Raw genomic sequence first — 15199 nt, 5'->3', positions numbered from 1 at the left:
GAGCGTGACCATGGGATATGTCATCGGAGTCGACGTGGGAGGCACTTTCACGGATGCCGTCCTCGCCGACGATCAGGGGAGGATCATCGGGGCGAAGGCGCCGTCGACGCCTCCCGACTACTCGGACGGCGTGCTCGACGTGCTGCGCGCGCTCGCCGAGCAGCTCGGTGTCGGCCTGGACGAGATGCTCGCCGACACGCACCACATCGCCCACGGCACCACGTCGTCGCTGAACGCCCTCGTGATGGGGAACGTGCCGGCGGTGGGCTTCATCACCACCCGGGGGCACGGTGACTCGATCTACATCATGAACGTCGAGGGCCGCTACCTCGGCAGCTCGCCGGAGCAGCTGCAGAGCGTGATCACGCAGACCAAGAGCCACGGCCTCATCCCCAAGCGAAGCACCTTCGAGGTGACCGAGCGCATCGACCGCGACGGCGGGGTCGTCGTGGCGCTCGACGAGGAGGACGTGCGCGGAGTCGTGCGCGAGATCCTCGGCCAGGGCGTCGCCGCCATCGCCGTGTCCCTGCTGTGGTCCTTCCGCAACGACAGCCATGAGCGGCGCATCCGCGAGATCGTGGAGGAGATCGCCCCCGGCACCTTCGTCTCGCTGTCGTCGGAGGTGAGCCCGCGCATCCGCGAGTTCGCTCGCAGCGCCACCACCATCATGAGCACCCAGATCGGGCCCGGTCTCGCGGACTACCTCGGCAACCTGGAGAGCACGTTGCGGGCCAACGGTCTCGCGGGCCCCCTGCTGGTGATGCAGAGCAACGGCGGCGCCATCGTGGCCGCCGAGGCGCCGGCCACCGCCATCAGCACGGTGGGCTCTGTGCTCACCGGGGGAGTCGTGGGGGCCGTGGCGCTCGGTCGTCAGCTCGGCCACCGCAACGTCGTGGCGACCGATGTGGGCGGCACCACCTTCCTCGTGGGCCTCGTGGTCGACGGCGAACCCGTGCGCTCATCGAGCACCGTGATCAACCATCACCCCATCAACGTGCCGACTCTCGAGGTGCACGCCATCGGCTCCGGTGGCGGGGCGATCGCCTGGATCGATCAGGGCGGCAACCTCCAGGTCGGCCCGATGAGCGCCCAGGCCGTGCCAGGGCCCGCCTGCTACGACCAGGGCGGGACCGAGCCCACGAACACCGACGCGAACCTCGTGCTCGGCATCCTCCCCGCCTCGGGCCTGCTCGGCGGTCGGAAGAGCCTGAACCTGGAGAAGGCGCGCGACGCCATCCGGGTGCGGATCGCGGAGCCGCTCGGACTCTCGATCGAGGACGCCGCCGCCGCGATCTACGCCGTGCAGAACGCTCAGACCGGCGACCTGCTGAGGAAGACCGTGGTGGAGGCCGGGCATGACCCCCGGGACTTCGTGCTCTATGCCTTCGGAGGCGCAGGCCCCGCCAACTGCGCCGCCTACGCCGCTGAGCTCGGCGTGAACGAGGTGGCGGTGCCGCTCGGCCCGGTGGCCTCGGCGTTCTCCGCCTACGGCCTCGCCACGAGCGACATCGTGCTCGCGGCCGAGCTGTCCGACCCCGTCACCCTTCCGACGGATCCGGCCGCGGTGGAACGCAACTTCCAGGGGCTCGAACGCCGCGTGCTCGACTCGCTCGGGCGGCAGGGCATCGCTTTCGAAAGTGTGGAGCTGCACCGCGAGCTCGACATGCGCTTCGCGATGCAACTGGCCGAGCTGCCCGTCGAGATCGCCTCCACGGTGACGGAATCCGAGCTGGTCGATGCGGTTCACCGCTTCGAGCACCGCTACGAGGAGCTCTACGGAGCCGGATCGGGCTTCAGCGCCGCCGGCGTGCAGGCCATCACCTACCGTGTGCGGGCGGTGGGAAAGCTCGCGCTCTCGCTCGAGTTGCCCATGATCGAGGCTGCCGAGACCGACGATCCGACGGCGGCGCAGATCGGCGAGCGGCCGGTGCGCCTCGACTCCTCCGGCTTCGCCGACACCCCGATCTACGACTACACCCGGCTGCGTGCGGGCCACCGCATCAGCGGACCCGCCGTCATCCAGGTTCCGACCACCACGGTGGTCGTCCCCGCGCGCATGGTCGGCACGGTCGACGCCCGCGGCAACCTCATCATCGACACCCGACTCGACGCACGTCAGAACGGAACGCACTCATGAGCATGACGATCCCCGGGTCCGAGGTCTACTCCAGCCGGCCGCTCACACCCGAGCAGCTCCGGCAGTTCATCCCCGACTCGCTGCAGATGCACAGTGTCACCCAGGAGCAGATCGACTCGGTCGATGCCCTCACCTACGAGGTCATCCGGCACCGGCTCTGGTCGGTGACGGAGGAGATGGGTGAGGCACTGAAGCGCATGTCGGGCTCGCCCATCGTGACCGACGCCAACGACTTCGACTTCGCGATCGGCGACGAGTTCGGGCAGGAGGTGCAGGTCGGCCTCTACAACACGATGCTCGTGGGAGCGGTCGACCTCGCGGTCTACTGGACGCTGCAGCACCGAGCGACGAACCCCGGGATCGCCGAGGGCGACATGTTCCTCTGCAACGACCCGTGGGTCGGAGGGGGGCTCCACCAGAACGACGTGATCGTCTACCAGCCCGTCTTCCACGACGGGAAGCTGTTCGCCTGGACCAGCGCCATCTGCCATGAGCCCGACCTCGGCGGGGTCGGGCTCGGCTCGTTCTCACCGGCGGCGCAGGACGTGTTCAGCGAATCGCTCCCGACCCCGCCGGTGAAGGTCGTGCGCGGTTTCGAGCTGCAGGACGACATCGCCGACCTGTGGACGAGGCGCTCGCGCGTGCCCCTGCTCGTGGGACTCGACCTCCGCGCCAAGATCGGCGCGAACAACGTGGGGCGCACCCGCCTGCTCGAGGTGATCGAGCGCTACGGGGCGGACACCGTCAAGGCGGTCATGAAGCGCATGATGGCCGACGCCGAGTCGAGGCTGCGCTCGAAGCTCGGCGAGCTGCCGGACGGCACCTGGAAGGCCACGGGGTATCAGGACCAGTCGCACGAAGGCGACAGGAGCCTGCACAAGATCACCCTCGCGATGTCGAAGACCGGCGATCACCTCACCTTCGACTTCACCGGCACCGATCCGCAGGCGGGAGTGATCAACTGCACCTACGCCGGGATGCGCGGCGGCGTCATGCTCGCCCTGCTGCCGATCCTCGCGAATGACATCCCGTGGTCGGCAGGCGGGCTCATGCGGTGCTTCGACCTCGTGGCCGAGGAGGGCACCATCAACAACGCGACGTTCCCCGCGGCCGTGGGCCGTGGCCCGATCGGTCCGGCCTGGCTGACAGGCACACTCGTGGCGGAGTGCCTCTCGCAGATGCTCGACCGCTCGGTCGATCTGGGGAAGAGCGTGCAGGCCGCCTGCTGCGGCACATGGGACACGGCGGTGATCGCCGGTCTCGACGAACGCGGCGAACAGCCCGTTCCGTTCCTCAACATCCTCATGGAGCCGATGGCCGGTGGCTACGGAGCGCGTCCCTCCGTCGACGGCATGGACACCGGCGGCCTCTTCTGCATCCCGATGGGTCGCATCCCCGACACGGAGATGTCGGAGTTCCTGTACCCCATGCTGGTGCTGTGGCGGCGGGAGGAGGTCGACTCCGGCGGGCCGGGACGACAGCGTGGCGGCGTGAGCGCCTCCCTCGCCATGACCCCGCTGGGCACCTCGTTGCCCATGGGACTCGTCTTCGCCTCAGCGGGCAAGGCCGTCTCGCAGAACAACGGGCTGGCGGGGGGTTATCCGGGCAACACCGGGCTCGACGTGCTCGTGCGCGATGCCGACGTGCTCGAGACGCTGCGGGCTGGCTCGATGCCGGTCGGCCTCGAGGAGCTCGGCGGCCGGATCGAGATCGGACAGTGCTACGCCGAGAGCCACGTGGCGCCCGGCGAGGTGCTCTACATGCACTGGCAGGGTGGCGGCGGCTACGGTGACCCGTTGTCGCGGGACCCGCAGGCGGTGGTCGAGGATCTGGCCGCGGGCAAGGTGTCGGCCGAGTCGGCGCGCTCGACCTACGGCGTGCGTGTGGACGACGCCGGAGCGGTCGACGCCGAGGGCACCGAGACGCTCCGCCGGAGCCTTCGCGATGATCGGCGGGTCAGGTCGGTGCTCGATGAGTCGGCGGAGGGCTACCCCGTGCTCGACGTGACCGGTGGGCGCAGGATCGACGACAACCTCGTGCAGCTGCTGCGGGAGGGATCGAACCTCGTGGCGTGCGCTCACTGCGGCAAGCTGCTCGCCGACGCCGCACGCGACGACCGTCTGCGGCTCGCCGCCTACGACGGCGCGCCCTCCGAGGCAGGGCCGCAGGTGACCTCCGACCACACCCACTACGTCGACGACGAGGTCGTCTTCCGGCAGCTGTGCTGCCCGGGCTGCTGGACGGCGCTCTACTCCACGATCGTGCCCGTCGACCACCCCGATCACGCGCGCATGATCGCCACGCTGGCGGGCTAGTTCCGCAAGACAGAATTGTGCGGCGTCCCGTGGGCGGGCGATCTATCGTCGATTCATCGGCGGACGGACGCCCGCTCACAACGGTGTGGAACAAGGAGACCTCGATGACGAGTTCGGTGCAGAATAAGCAAAGCGCGGCGGTGGACACCTCATCGCGAGCGCGAGTGAGAGCCACGGTGCTCGCCACCCTCGGGAACGTGCTCGAGTGGTACGACTTCACGGTGTACGGCTTCCTGGCCGTGTACATCGCAGCGAACTTCTTCCCTGGAGAAGACCCGGTGGCTGCACTTCTGTCGGCCTTCGGAGTGTTCGCCGTCGGGTTCATCGCCCGGCCCCTCGGCGCTCTCGTGCTGGGCCCGCTGATCGACCGCAAGGGTCGCAAATCGGTCATGCTGCTGTCGATGCTCATGATGGCGGGCGGCTCGCTCCTGGTCGGCATCGCCCCGAGCTATGTCACATTCGGCGCGTTCGGTGCCTTCGTGATCATCTTCGGTCGCCTCCTCCAGGGCTTCTCGGCCGGGGGCGAGTTCGGCAGTTCGGCGGTCTTCCTCGTGGAGTGGGCGAACCCCAAGCGCCGCGGCTTCTTCGGCAGCTTCCACCAGGTGGCCACTTACGGGGGACTCCTCGTGGGCGTGCTCTTCGTCGCCGGTCTCACCGCCGTGCTCGGCCCGGACATCATGAGCTCCTGGGGCTGGCGCATCCCGTTCATCGTCGGCTCGGCTCTCGCCATCGTGGTGCTCGTGCTGCGCCGGCGGGTCTCCGAGACCCCGGTGTTCTCCGAAGCCAAGGTCGACGCGGCCGCTGCGGGAAACGCCTCTGCTCCGTCGGCTCCGAAGCCCCTCGAGCTCAGCGCTGTCACGGGGTTCTTCCTCACCCTCGGTGTAGTCGCTCTGTGGGCCGTGACCTCCATGGTCACCATCAACTACATGCCGACATTCACCGCCAACTTCGCCGGCATCCCGCCCCAGGAGGCGCTCTGGGCGACCTGCATCGGATGCTTCGTGGCTGTTGCCCTGATCCCTCTCGCCGGCCACCTGTCCGACCGCTACGGCCGCAAGCCGTTCATCATCGGAGCGGCGATCGGCTACATCGTGCTGGCCTATCCGCTGTTCCTCATGATCGTGGAAGGGCGGGCCTTCGGTTTCGTCGTTCTCGCCCAGGTGATCTTCGCCATCCCGACCGCCGCCATCGCCGGCACCGGCAGCACCACCATCTCGGAGCTGTTCGCCACCAGACGGCGTGGCACGCTCGTCTCGATCGGCTCGGCCATCTCGGTCACGATCTTCGGCGGGTTCGGCGCGCTCATCTGCACGCTGCTCATCCAGACGACGGGCATTCCCACGGCCCCGGCGTTCTATGTGATCGGTGTCGCCGTCATCACCTTGATCGCGGGGATCGCGCTGCCGAACCTCGCCGGCCGCGAGCTGCGCCGCTAGAGGCCCCTGCCCTCGCCACCACCCATCATCGATCAGAAAGGGAGCACCCGTGAACCAGCGACACGTGCTCGTCACCGGGGCCGGCATGGTCGGCACGTACACGGCCAGGGAGCTGCTCGAGAGCGGCTGGCGCGTGACGCTCGTCGACCGGCGGATGCCCGAGGCCTATGTGCGGGACGTGCTCGGCGACGCCCCGGTCGACGACGGCCGGGTGCGGCTCGTCGAGCTGGACCTCACCGACTCCGGCGCGCGATCCGCCGCACTGCACGGACTTCACGTCGATGCGGTCGTGCACACGGCGGCGCTGATAGCGGCGCGCGCCCAGCAGGACGTGCAGGAGACCATCGACGTCAACGTGTCCGTGCCGCTGTGGCTCGCGGGCTGGGCGAAGGATGCCGGCGCCGGACGCTTCGTGCCGATCAGCAGCTGGAGCGTGTTCTCCGAGGAGCAACCCGCTCCGATCACCGATGACTCCCCGCTGATGACCCACTTCACGTCGTACTACATCGCGTCGAAGCTCGCGATGGAGCACCTCGTGAGCGCCTACGCCGCGTCGAGCGGTCTCGAGGTCGTCGCCATCCGCCCCACCGTCGTCTACGGCTACGGCCCGAATCTGGGCGGGAGCGTGGGGAGCGCGGCCCTCGAGGCCCAGGTGCTGAGGGCGTTGCGTGGAGAGGATCTGGAGCTGCCGGCGAACATCATCTCGCAGACCGAGCTGGTGTATGTGGGGGATGTCGCCCGCGCCGTGGCGTCCGCCGTGACGGCTCCCCTGGACGGCCTGTTCACCTGGTACACGATCGGGTCGCAGCAGACCACCACCACCGAGGAACTCGCCGAGACCCTGCGGGCGCTCTTTCCGGACGTCGCGGTGGAGGTGGGCACCGGAGCCGAGTTCTCCGTGAACCCGCCGCGGCAGGATGCGGCCACGGATCTGCGACGGACGCTGCGCGATCTCGGGATCCCGGAACCGCTCCGGCGAGACGAGGGCTTCGCCGCCTTCGCCCACGATCTCCGCCGCGCCCGCGCGCTGTCCGATCCCATGGGATCCCCGAGGACGACCGGAGCCCGCCGATGACCGCGCGCTTCACCGAGACGGTGGTGGCGGGCGTCGGCTTCAGCGGGCTCTCGGCCGCGCACGAACTGCTCGCGCACGGGCGCTCCGATTTCCTGCTGCTCGAGAAGTCCGACCGCGCCGGTGGCGTGTGGCGCGACAACGTCTACCCCAATGCGGCGTGCGATGTGCCCGCCCACCTCTACAGCCTCTCGTTCGCGCAGAGTCCCGACTGGTCGAGCAACTACGCCCTGCAGCCGGAGATCCTCGCCTACAACGAGCGGGTGATCGACGATCTGGGCATCCGTGACCGCATCCTCTTCGGCACCGCCCTCGAGCGCGCGGTCTGGAATCCCGGGCTCTCGCTCTGGCAGCTGGAGCTGTCGACAGGCGAGCGGATCGATTGCCGGTTTCTCGTCTCAGCACTCGGCACCCTGAACCAGCCGCTCGTTCCGGACCTCCCCGGACTCGACGAGTTCGAAGGCGAGGTGGTGCACACGGCGGAATGGCCGGAGGGGCTCGACCTCCGGGGCAAGCGGGTGGCCGTGATCGGTGCCGGCGCGAGCGCCATCCAGGTCGTGCCCCACGCCGTCGAGGTGGCCGCGTCGGTGCTCGTGTCGATCCGTACGGCGCCGCACGTCATGCCGAAACCGGAGGAACTCTACGACGACGCCGCGAAGCAGCACTTCCGCGACCATCCCGAGGAGCTGGTGGCGCGCCGCCGCGAGCAGTACGACTTCTGGAACCACTCCACGCACGCGCAGGCCGTGATGGACGAGGAGTTCCTCAGCACCGCCGAGCGCACCTGGCGGGAGCACATGGAGGCGGCGATCGAGGATCCACGACTCCGCCGCATCCTGACCCCCGGTTCGCGCTTCGGTTGCCGGCGGCCGGTGGTCTCGAACGCTTTCTACCCGGCCCTCGCCTCGCCGCGCACGACGGTGTTCGACACGGCGATCGTGCGGCTCACCCGTGACGGAGTCGTCTCGGAGAAGGGGGAGGCCTGGGCGGCCGATGTGGTGGTGCTCGCCACCGGCTTCCGGGCCACCGAGATGCTCTCGCACGTGGAGTTCGTCGGGGCCGGCGGCTGGACCCTCCTGGAGGAGTGGCGGGAGGGCCCGCAGGCCTACAAGGGCACGCTCGTGAAAGGTTTCCCGAACCTGTTCCTCATCACCGGGCCGAACACGCAGGCCTCGGGATCGATCATCGGCGTCATCGAGGCGCAGTCCCGGTTCCTGGCGCGATTGATGGATGACGCCGATGCCCACGGCGCCGCGGCGGTGGCCGTGCGCGCCGAGGCCCAGGCGTCGTTCGACGACGAGCTGACGCGCATGATGTCGCGGAGCGTGTGGGAGATCGGCGGGTGCGAGAGCTGGTACAGGCTCGGAGGCACGGGCCGGGTGGTCACGAAGTGGCCGGGCAACCTCGCGGAGTTCGAGCACGTGCTCGCTCGAACCGACGACGCGGACCTGGAGTTCTCGGGGCGAGCGGCGCGTGCGAGAGTCGAGGTCTGAGCGCGGGCTCAGTCGCGGGCGTGCAGCTGCTGCACCGACGGGGATTCCAGAAGTCGGCCGAGGATGCGGCGGAGAGTCGATCGATCCTTCTCGTCGAGCCCCCGGGTGAGCACTTCGTCGACCCGCTCCACGCGCGGGAGGAGGGTTGCGAGTTCGGTCTGGCCGAGGAGCGTCAGATGAAGGACGTTCCTCCGTTTGTCGGCGCCGTCACGGATGCGCTCGATCAGGCCCCGGCGTTCGAGTCGAGCGACGATGTCGGCGATGGTGGAGCGGTCGAGGTCGAGGCGTTCGACGAGGTGCTGCTGGCTCGCGCCTGGTGAGCCGGCGAGCACGTTGAGCACGCCGAACTGCACGCTCGTCACCTCCGCGGAGACCTCGCGCTGCCAGGCGGCGACGTGCGCCTGCTGCGCGCGTCGGATGAGGTAGCCGGTGTAATCGCTGACGTCGTGCATCTCCACGAACCCGATTGTGTCAGAGCCCCGCTCTCGTCAGAGCCAGCGCGGGGCACGGGGGGCCGGTCCGCCCGTCGAGGTCGACACCCCCTGTGTTCCGCGGCCTGTGGCCCAGCGCGTGAGAGCGGCGGCGGTGCCGCGGAGGGTGACGGCGCCCGGATGCGCCGCGGGCGGCGTCACGGCGACGCGGTCCAGCGGCTCCAGCAGGAAGAGGGGGAGGCCCTCGGCTTCGCGCCGACGATCCCACATCCTCAGCACGTCGGCGAGCAGGGCGTCGAGCAGCTCGGATGGGAAGTCTTCGAACCGACCGCCGTTGCCGAGGTCGACGGCATGGATCCACACCTCCCGGGTGCGCATCCACACGGTCTCCGACACGGGGACGACACGCCCTTGGGCCGTGCGCACCTCGTGGTCCCACGCCTCCTCGGGAAGGTCGCGCCATTCGACGGTGAGGTGGATCGCGGCGTGGTCGGAGAGATTGCGCAACGCCTGGGGGGGCAGAGTGGCCGAGAACGCGATCTCCTCGACGCGCGCCGCAGGGGAGGAGTACATGGGCGTCTCGATGCCGGTGGCCGCCCACTCGACCAGGCGTGTGACCGCCCGGGCGTTGAGGCCGACGTGGGCGATGAGATGCCGTCTGTCCCAGCCGGTCAGAAGAGAGGGCTCCTCGAAATCGGCGTCCGCGAGCTCGTTGAGCTTGCGGGAGAAGTAGGCCTGCCCGCGCCGCGCCAGCAGAAGGCTCGCGGTGATGGCCGGATCGGTGACCAGATCGGTGCGGGCGGCCACGGGTCAGCCCTCCACCCGCACGACGTTCCGCAGCGTGCCGATGCCCTCGACGCTCGTGCTGAGCACAGAGCCGTCCGCGAGGTACCGCGGAGGTTTCCGGGCGTGCCCGACGCCGCCGGGCGTGCCGCTTGCGATGACATCGCCCGGATGGAGGGTGACGATCTGTGAGATGTAGGAGACGAGCGCCGCGGGGTCGAAGACGAGGTCGCTCGTGTTCGAGTGCTGCATCACCTCGCCGTCGACCTCGGTGCGGATGTCGGTGTCGACGCTGTAGGCATCCGGAGTCACGAGCCACGGGCCGAACGGGGTGGTGGCCTCGAAGGTCTTGCCCTGGAACCACTCCGGAGTGCGGTACTGGAAGTCGCGCATGGTGACGTCGTTGAGCACGGAGTAGCCCGCGATCGCTCCGGCGGCCTGCTCCGGGCTGAGGCGACGGGCCTTCGAGCCGATCACCACGGCCAGTTCGGCCTCCCAGTCGACGGCGTGCGAAGCGTACCCGGGCAGGACGATCGGGTCGTGGGGCCCGATCAGGGCCTCGGGGTACTTCGCGAACAGCGTCGGGTGCTCGGGCAGCTCCCGCCCCATCTCGAGGATGTGGTTGCGGTAGTTCAGCCCGACGCAGACGATCTTCGACGGTGCGGGGACGACGGCGGCCCAGCTCTCGTCCGCGATGTCGTGGAGCGGGTGCGCGGTGCCGGACGCCGCGTCGGCGATGGCCTTCCAGTCGGGGTGGGCCAGCAAGGCGCCGACGTCGGCGAAGCCGTCGATCTCCACCGCGGAGGTCTCATCGACGCGGACGGCCACGGTGGTGCCGGTGGTGCGGAGGGTTGCGAGTCTCATCAGGTGCTTTCTGGTTCGGAATCCGGAGTGCTCTACTGCGCGGACGGGACGAAGGTGCGGGCGAAGTTCAAGCGCTCCATGATCGGACCGTCGTTGAATCGGAACAGGTCGAACTGAGTGTCGGCATGCAACGACCAGGGCACCCAGCTCGGCACCACGAACAGGTCGCCGGTCTCCAGCGGCGTCTCGACTCCGCCGAGCACGACCGTTCCCTTGCCCTCGAACACCTGCCAGACCGAGGATCCGACCTCGTGGGTAGCCGGGGTGGAGGCGCCCGCGCGGAGGCGATGGAACTCGCAGCGGATCGTCGACATCACGTCACCACCCGTGGTGGGGTTGGAGTATCGGATGGCCGCGTGGCCCTGCGAGACCGTCGCCGGGAAGCCTTCGTCCTCGAGCTGGAGCTGCTCGGTGAGCGCTGCATCGGTGTGCTCCCAGCGGTAGGCGCTGAGCGGTGAGGAGACCTTGTTCTCGAGCACCGAGAGCGGTCGGAGACCCGGGTGGGCCCACAGCCTCTCGGCCCTGGAGAACGGGGGGCTGGCCTCGTCCGTCACCCGCTCGGAGCCGAACTCGAAGAAGCCCACGTCCATCTGGCTGGAGAACGGGATGTCGAGGCCGTCGATCCAGGCCATGGGGTTCGGTGTGTCGTTGTGGTGGCCGTGGAAGTTCCAGCCCGGCGTGAGCAGCAGATCGCCGCGGCTCATCCGCACCGGGTCTCCGTTCACGACCGTCCAGACGCCTTCGCCCTCCACCACGAAGCGGAACGCGTTCTGGGAGTGCCGGTGCTCCGGGGCGGTCTCGTGGCCGCCGAGGTACTGGATGGCGCACCAGAGTGTGGGGGTGGCGTAGCCGGTGCCTGGCAGTCCGGGGTTCGTGAGGCCGACGGCGCGGCGCTCGCCACCGCGGCCCACGGGCACGAGCTCGCCGGAGCGCTCCGCGATGTCGTACAGGGTCTTCCAGCGCCAGACGTGGGGCACCGCCTGAGGCGCCGGCGTCATCGGCATCAGGTCGTCGCGCTGGGTCCACAAGGGGGCCATGTCGTTCGCCGCGAAATCGCGGTAGAGCTGCTCGAGCTCCGGTGTGTCCGCCGAGCCGTCCATCTGCTGCATCGCAGGCTCCTCTCGTCAGCGCGGCACCGATGCCGCGAGATAGTCAGTACCCCAACTATAGGGGAGAAGAGAGAAGAGAGCTAGGGCTGGATATCGCCTTCCGGCCCTGACGGAGAGCTGCTCAGGTGCCGGGGATCGTCACCGGCTCGCGTTCCCGCTCGGGCGGGTCGGGGAGGATGAGCTCGCGGTCGCCGAGAGGCTCATCGAGGGGGATGCGGACGAGGCGGAGCTCCTCCGCCGAAGGGTCGATGAGGAGCTTCGTGCCGCTCGCGCCGCAGGTGATGACCTCGCCGGAGGAGAAGGCGTTGCCGACGCCGGTGACCGAGACGGTCACCGAGGTGTCGGACTCCTCGACGAGCACGGGACCCGGTCGGCACCCTCCGGCGCGCACGGCGACGATGAGGTCGCCGTCCTCGACGTCGCCGCCGAGGTCGCCCACGGGGTCGACTCCCACGACGGCGGAGCGCCAGACACGCAGGCCCTGCTCCACGTCGGTGTAGCCGGCGAGCGTCGCCTCCACGCTGTCGACCCGCTCGACCTGCGGATCGAGGTCGATCTCGAGCTCATCGGAGGAGAGGTAGCGACCGATGCCCCAGGCCTCCTTCAGTGATTCGCGGGCCTGGCCCTGCCCCTGCGTCACGAAGTGGCCCACGGTCATCGCGGCGGCGAGCAGGAGGAGCAGCACTCCGGATGCACGGGTCCAGCCGATGAGCGCGGGGCTCGGCTCGGCCCGCTCGCCGTCCTGCAGCTGCCAGCGCGATCCGAAGAGCATGGCGCGGGGAGGGGCGAGGAGGCACCAGACGCCGGCGAGGGCGGCGAGGCCGGCGAAGACGAGCAGCATCCGTCCACCCTAGCGAGCCGTGCCCGCCCGGAGCGCTAGCGGGCGGGCGGGGCCAGCGCGGCCGCCTGGGTGGGAGTGAGCGGGCGGATGGAGCGGCCGTGCAGGAGGAGATGGAGCTTGGCCGTCTCCTCGAGCTCCTCGAGTGCGTCGAGCGCGGCCGACAGCGAGGCTCCCGCCACGACGGGCCCGTGGTTGCTCAGCAGCAATGCCACGTGGTCACGCGCCGCGGCCTCGGCCACGGGGCCCAGGGAGTCGTCACCGGGTGCATGGTAGGGCAGCAGCGGCAGACGGCCGATCCGCATCGCGAAGTAGGCGGTGAGCGGGGGCAGCGCGCTCGCCGGGTCGATGTCGTCGAGACACGAGACCGCTGCTGAATACGTGGAGTGCGTGTGGATGACGGCTTGCGCCGACGGCCTCGCCCGCAGCACAGCGGCATGCAGGAAGGCCTCCTTCGACGGGCGAGCGCCGCCGACGTGGGCCCCCCGCTCGTCGATGAGCGAGAGGTCGCCCGGCTCGACCGTTCCCAGACTGCTGCCGGTGGGCGTCACGAGGATGCCGTCGTGGGTGCGCAGGCTGATGTTGCCTGTGCTGCCGTGGGTGAGCGAGCGGGAGAAGATCGAGCGGGCGACGGCGACGATCTCCTCGGCGCCGGCGGCCCCGCCGGGGGTGAGGGCGATGCTCACGCGGCGGCCCCGTTCTGAGCGGTGGAGCGGATGGAGCGGGTGAGGAGCTCCGGGTCTCCGAAGTTGCCGGACTTCAGCAGCAGGTCGAGCGCGACCGGGCCGGTGCTGTGGATCCAAGGCACCCCCGGCGCCGCCTCCTCGCCGATGACCCCGCCGCCGACCTCGAGCGCGGTCACGACGGCGCCGGACGTCTCACCGCCGGCCACCACGAGGCGACGCACACCGCGCTCGACGAGTCCGCGGGCCACGCGGCCCATGGCGGTCTCGAGGATCTCGGAGGCGCCCTCGACCCCCAGCAGTCGCTGCACCTCGGCCAGCCGGTCGGACGGGATGGACGAGTAGATCAGCGCGGTCGAATCGGCCGGCTGCTCGTCGAACCACGCCAGGGCCTGTCGGGCCAGCGCCTGGGGATCGGGTGTGAGCACGGCGTCCAGCAGGAACGAGGGATGACGTTCCCGCATGTGCTCCACCTGCTCGAGGGTTCGAGCGGAGCAGCTTCCGGCCAGCACGGCGGAGCGGGACCCGGCCGAGATCGCGGGCGAGGGCGGGTGCGCCGACGCCGGCCTCCCGGCCGCGGTCCGAGCGCCCAGGCGGTGCATCCGAGCGGCGCCGAGGCCGCCGGCGAGGCCCGCGGCGCCCGTGACGAGCACGTCGTCGGCGCACGCCAGTCCTACCTCTGCGAGGTCGGAGTCGCTGAGCGCGTCCACCACGACGTAGCTCCGGTCGGGCGCATCGGCCACCAGCGAACGGACGCGATCGGCGCCGGCCCGCACCATCCGCAGGTCGATGAGGGAGACCGGCCGCGAGGTCTGCGCCCGAAGCAGTCGGGGCACCGAGGAATCGACCATGGGGGTGAGCGGATGGTGCCGCATGGGGGAGTCCGAGAGCAGCATCCGGTCGACGAAGAGATGCCCCATGTACTGGGTGCGCAGATGGTCCGGCGAGCTCGGTGCGACCACCACTCGTGATGCCCCCAGGAGCTCTGCCAGGGCATCGGCCACCGGGCCGATGTTGCCGCTGGGTCGCGAGTCGAAGGTGGAGCAGTACTTGAAGTAGAACTGCTCGGCTCCGCGCTCACGAAGCCACGTGGCGGCCTCGACCGAGAGTCGCACCGCCTCGGCCGGGGCGATCGTGCGCGTCTTCAGCGCCACCACGACGGCGTCGTGAGGGGGAAGCACCTCATCCGGCCGCGGAGGCCCGAACAGCAGGACGGTGCGCAGGCCCGCCCGGCGGAAGGCGACCGCTACGTCGGTGCCTCCTGTGAAGTCGTCGGCGATCGCGCCGATCGCACCGGGTGCAGGGGCGGAGGCGGAGGTCACGGCAGCCGACCTCCCTGCTCGACGGCCTCGCGGAGCGCGACCGCGGCGCGGTGGGGCGCCGTGAGCACCGGCAGCCCGATCCGTTCGGCCAACGCGGGTCCCGCGGGGGAGAGCGAGTACTGCCCGAGGAGCACCGCGTCCACCCCGGCGCCGTCGGTCAGGTAGGTGTCGTGCAGGATCTCGGCGAGCATCTCGACATCTCCGGCGGCGGCGGCCGCGGGAGCGCCCTCCGCCACCGCCGCCGTGATCGCGATGTCGACTCCCGCCGCGGTCGCTGCGGCCGAGAGCCGCTCGAACGAGTCCGCGAGCGGAGCCCGTGCCGGGGAGAGGAGCAGCACCGAGCGGTGACCGCCTGCCAGCACCGCCGCGAAGGCGGCATCGTCGGAGGCGAATGCCGGTACGGGGAGCCCAGCCGTCGCATCCGCTGCCTTCAGCGCGTGCACGACGCTGCCGTAGACAGAGCAGGTAACCAGCACGCCGTCGGCACCTTCCGTGATGGCGTGGCGGATGAGCCTCTCCATTCTCGACGCGAGCTCGGGAGTGAGCCCGCCTCGATCATCGACCTCGGCGAGCAGGCGATCGTCGAGGATGTTCCACAGCTCGGCCCCGGGGAACTCCGCCGCGAACGCGGCCTCCGCGGGCGGGATGGCGGCTCGGACGGCGCTGACGAGAGCGACGAGGGGGCGTCCGGTCTGCGTGGTCATTCTGATTGTCCT

The 15199-nt window shown here is 70.0% G+C and carries 13 protein-coding genes; 5 read left to right on the top strand and 8 right to left on the bottom strand.

The annotated features are described in order from the left end of the window. Positions 1 to 10 precede the first annotated feature (10 nt). The 5 genes from N1028_RS11420 to N1028_RS11400 all read left to right on the top strand — a co-directional run bounded on the left by N1028_RS11420 (position 11) and on the right by N1028_RS11400 (position 8453). Positions 11 to 2137: a hydantoinase/oxoprolinase family protein gene (locus N1028_RS11420; RefSeq protein ID WP_259528963.1), complete on the top strand. Its 2127-nt coding sequence runs from the start codon at positions 11 to 13 to the stop codon at positions 2135 to 2137. Continuing rightward, positions 2134 to 4452 carry a hydantoinase B/oxoprolinase family protein gene (locus N1028_RS11415; protein WP_259528961.1) on the top strand — a complete coding sequence of 773 codons (2319 nt, stop codon included), beginning with the start codon at positions 2134 to 2136 and terminating at the stop codon, positions 4450 to 4452. The genes N1028_RS11420 and N1028_RS11415 overlap by 4 nt, the downstream gene beginning before the upstream one ends. A 164-nt stretch (positions 4453 to 4616) precedes the next feature. Beyond that, the gene (locus tag N1028_RS11410; protein ID WP_259528959.1) at positions 4617 to 5888 is read left to right on the top strand and encodes an MFS transporter; all 1272 of its coding nucleotides are present in this window, start codon (positions 4617 to 4619) and stop codon (positions 5886 to 5888) included. 49 nt (positions 5889 to 5937) lie between these two features. Continuing rightward, positions 5938 to 6963 carry an NAD-dependent epimerase/dehydratase family protein gene (locus N1028_RS11405; protein WP_259528956.1) on the top strand — a complete coding sequence of 342 codons (1026 nt, stop codon included), beginning with the start codon at positions 5938 to 5940 and terminating at the stop codon, positions 6961 to 6963. Beyond that, positions 6960 to 8453 carry a flavin-containing monooxygenase gene (locus N1028_RS11400; protein WP_259528948.1) on the top strand — a complete coding sequence of 498 codons (1494 nt, stop codon included), beginning with the start codon at positions 6960 to 6962 and terminating at the stop codon, positions 8451 to 8453. Before N1028_RS11405 ends, N1028_RS11400 begins: the two co-directional genes overlap by 4 nt. Positions 8454 to 8461: 8 nt before the next feature. Here the strand turns inward: N1028_RS11400 and N1028_RS11395 are convergent, their stop codons facing one another. From N1028_RS11395 to N1028_RS11360, 8 genes are all read right to left on the bottom strand, one after another. Continuing rightward, the gene (locus tag N1028_RS11395; protein ID WP_259529105.1) at positions 8462 to 8905 is read right to left on the bottom strand and encodes a MarR family winged helix-turn-helix transcriptional regulator; all 444 of its coding nucleotides are present in this window, start codon (positions 8903 to 8905) and stop codon (positions 8462 to 8464) included. 36 nt (positions 8906 to 8941) lie between these two features. Next, the gene (locus tag N1028_RS11390; RefSeq protein ID WP_259528946.1) at positions 8942 to 9691 is read right to left on the bottom strand and encodes a maleylpyruvate isomerase family mycothiol-dependent enzyme; all 750 of its coding nucleotides are present in this window, start codon (positions 9689 to 9691) and stop codon (positions 8942 to 8944) included. Positions 9692 to 9694: 3 nt separating this feature from the next. Beyond that, entirely contained in the window at positions 9695 to 10531 is an 837-nt protein-coding gene (locus tag N1028_RS11385; RefSeq protein WP_259528944.1) for a fumarylacetoacetate hydrolase family protein, read from the bottom strand. A 32-nt stretch (positions 10532 to 10563) separates the two neighbouring features. Next, positions 10564 to 11640 carry a cupin domain-containing protein gene (locus tag N1028_RS11380; RefSeq protein WP_259528934.1) on the bottom strand — a complete coding sequence of 359 codons (1077 nt, stop codon included), beginning with the start codon at positions 11638 to 11640 and terminating at the stop codon, positions 10564 to 10566. Positions 11641 to 11761: 121 nt separating this feature from the next. Continuing rightward, positions 11762 to 12481 carry a DUF6199 family natural product biosynthesis protein gene (locus N1028_RS11375; protein ID WP_259528932.1) on the bottom strand — a complete coding sequence of 240 codons (720 nt, stop codon included), beginning with the start codon at positions 12479 to 12481 and terminating at the stop codon, positions 11762 to 11764. A gap of 35 nt (positions 12482 to 12516) precedes the next feature. Continuing rightward, positions 12517 to 13164 (bottom strand): 3-oxo-tetronate 4-phosphate decarboxylase, encoded by a 648-nt coding sequence (gene otnC, locus N1028_RS11370; RefSeq protein WP_259528917.1) that lies wholly within the window; start codon positions 13162 to 13164, stop codon positions 12517 to 12519. Next, positions 13161 to 14483, bottom strand: a complete 1323-nt coding sequence (gene otnK / locus N1028_RS11365; RefSeq protein ID WP_259528907.1) for a 3-oxo-tetronate kinase — start codon at positions 14481 to 14483, stop codon at positions 13161 to 13163. Before otnK ends, otnC begins: the two co-directional genes overlap by 4 nt. Beyond that, positions 14480 to 15187 (bottom strand): hypothetical protein, encoded by a 708-nt coding sequence (locus tag N1028_RS11360; RefSeq protein WP_259528905.1) that lies wholly within the window; start codon positions 15185 to 15187, stop codon positions 14480 to 14482. Before N1028_RS11360 ends, otnK begins: the two co-directional genes overlap by 4 nt. Positions 15188 to 15199: the final 12 nt, after the last annotated feature.

The sequence above is a fragment of the Herbiconiux oxytropis genome (genome assembly GCF_024979315.1).
GTDB classification, from domain to species: Bacteria; Actinomycetota; Actinomycetes; order Actinomycetales; family Microbacteriaceae; genus Herbiconiux; species Herbiconiux oxytropis.
Note: the sequence above shows the minus strand (reverse complement) of the source record. Positions and strands in the feature narration are given on the sequence as shown.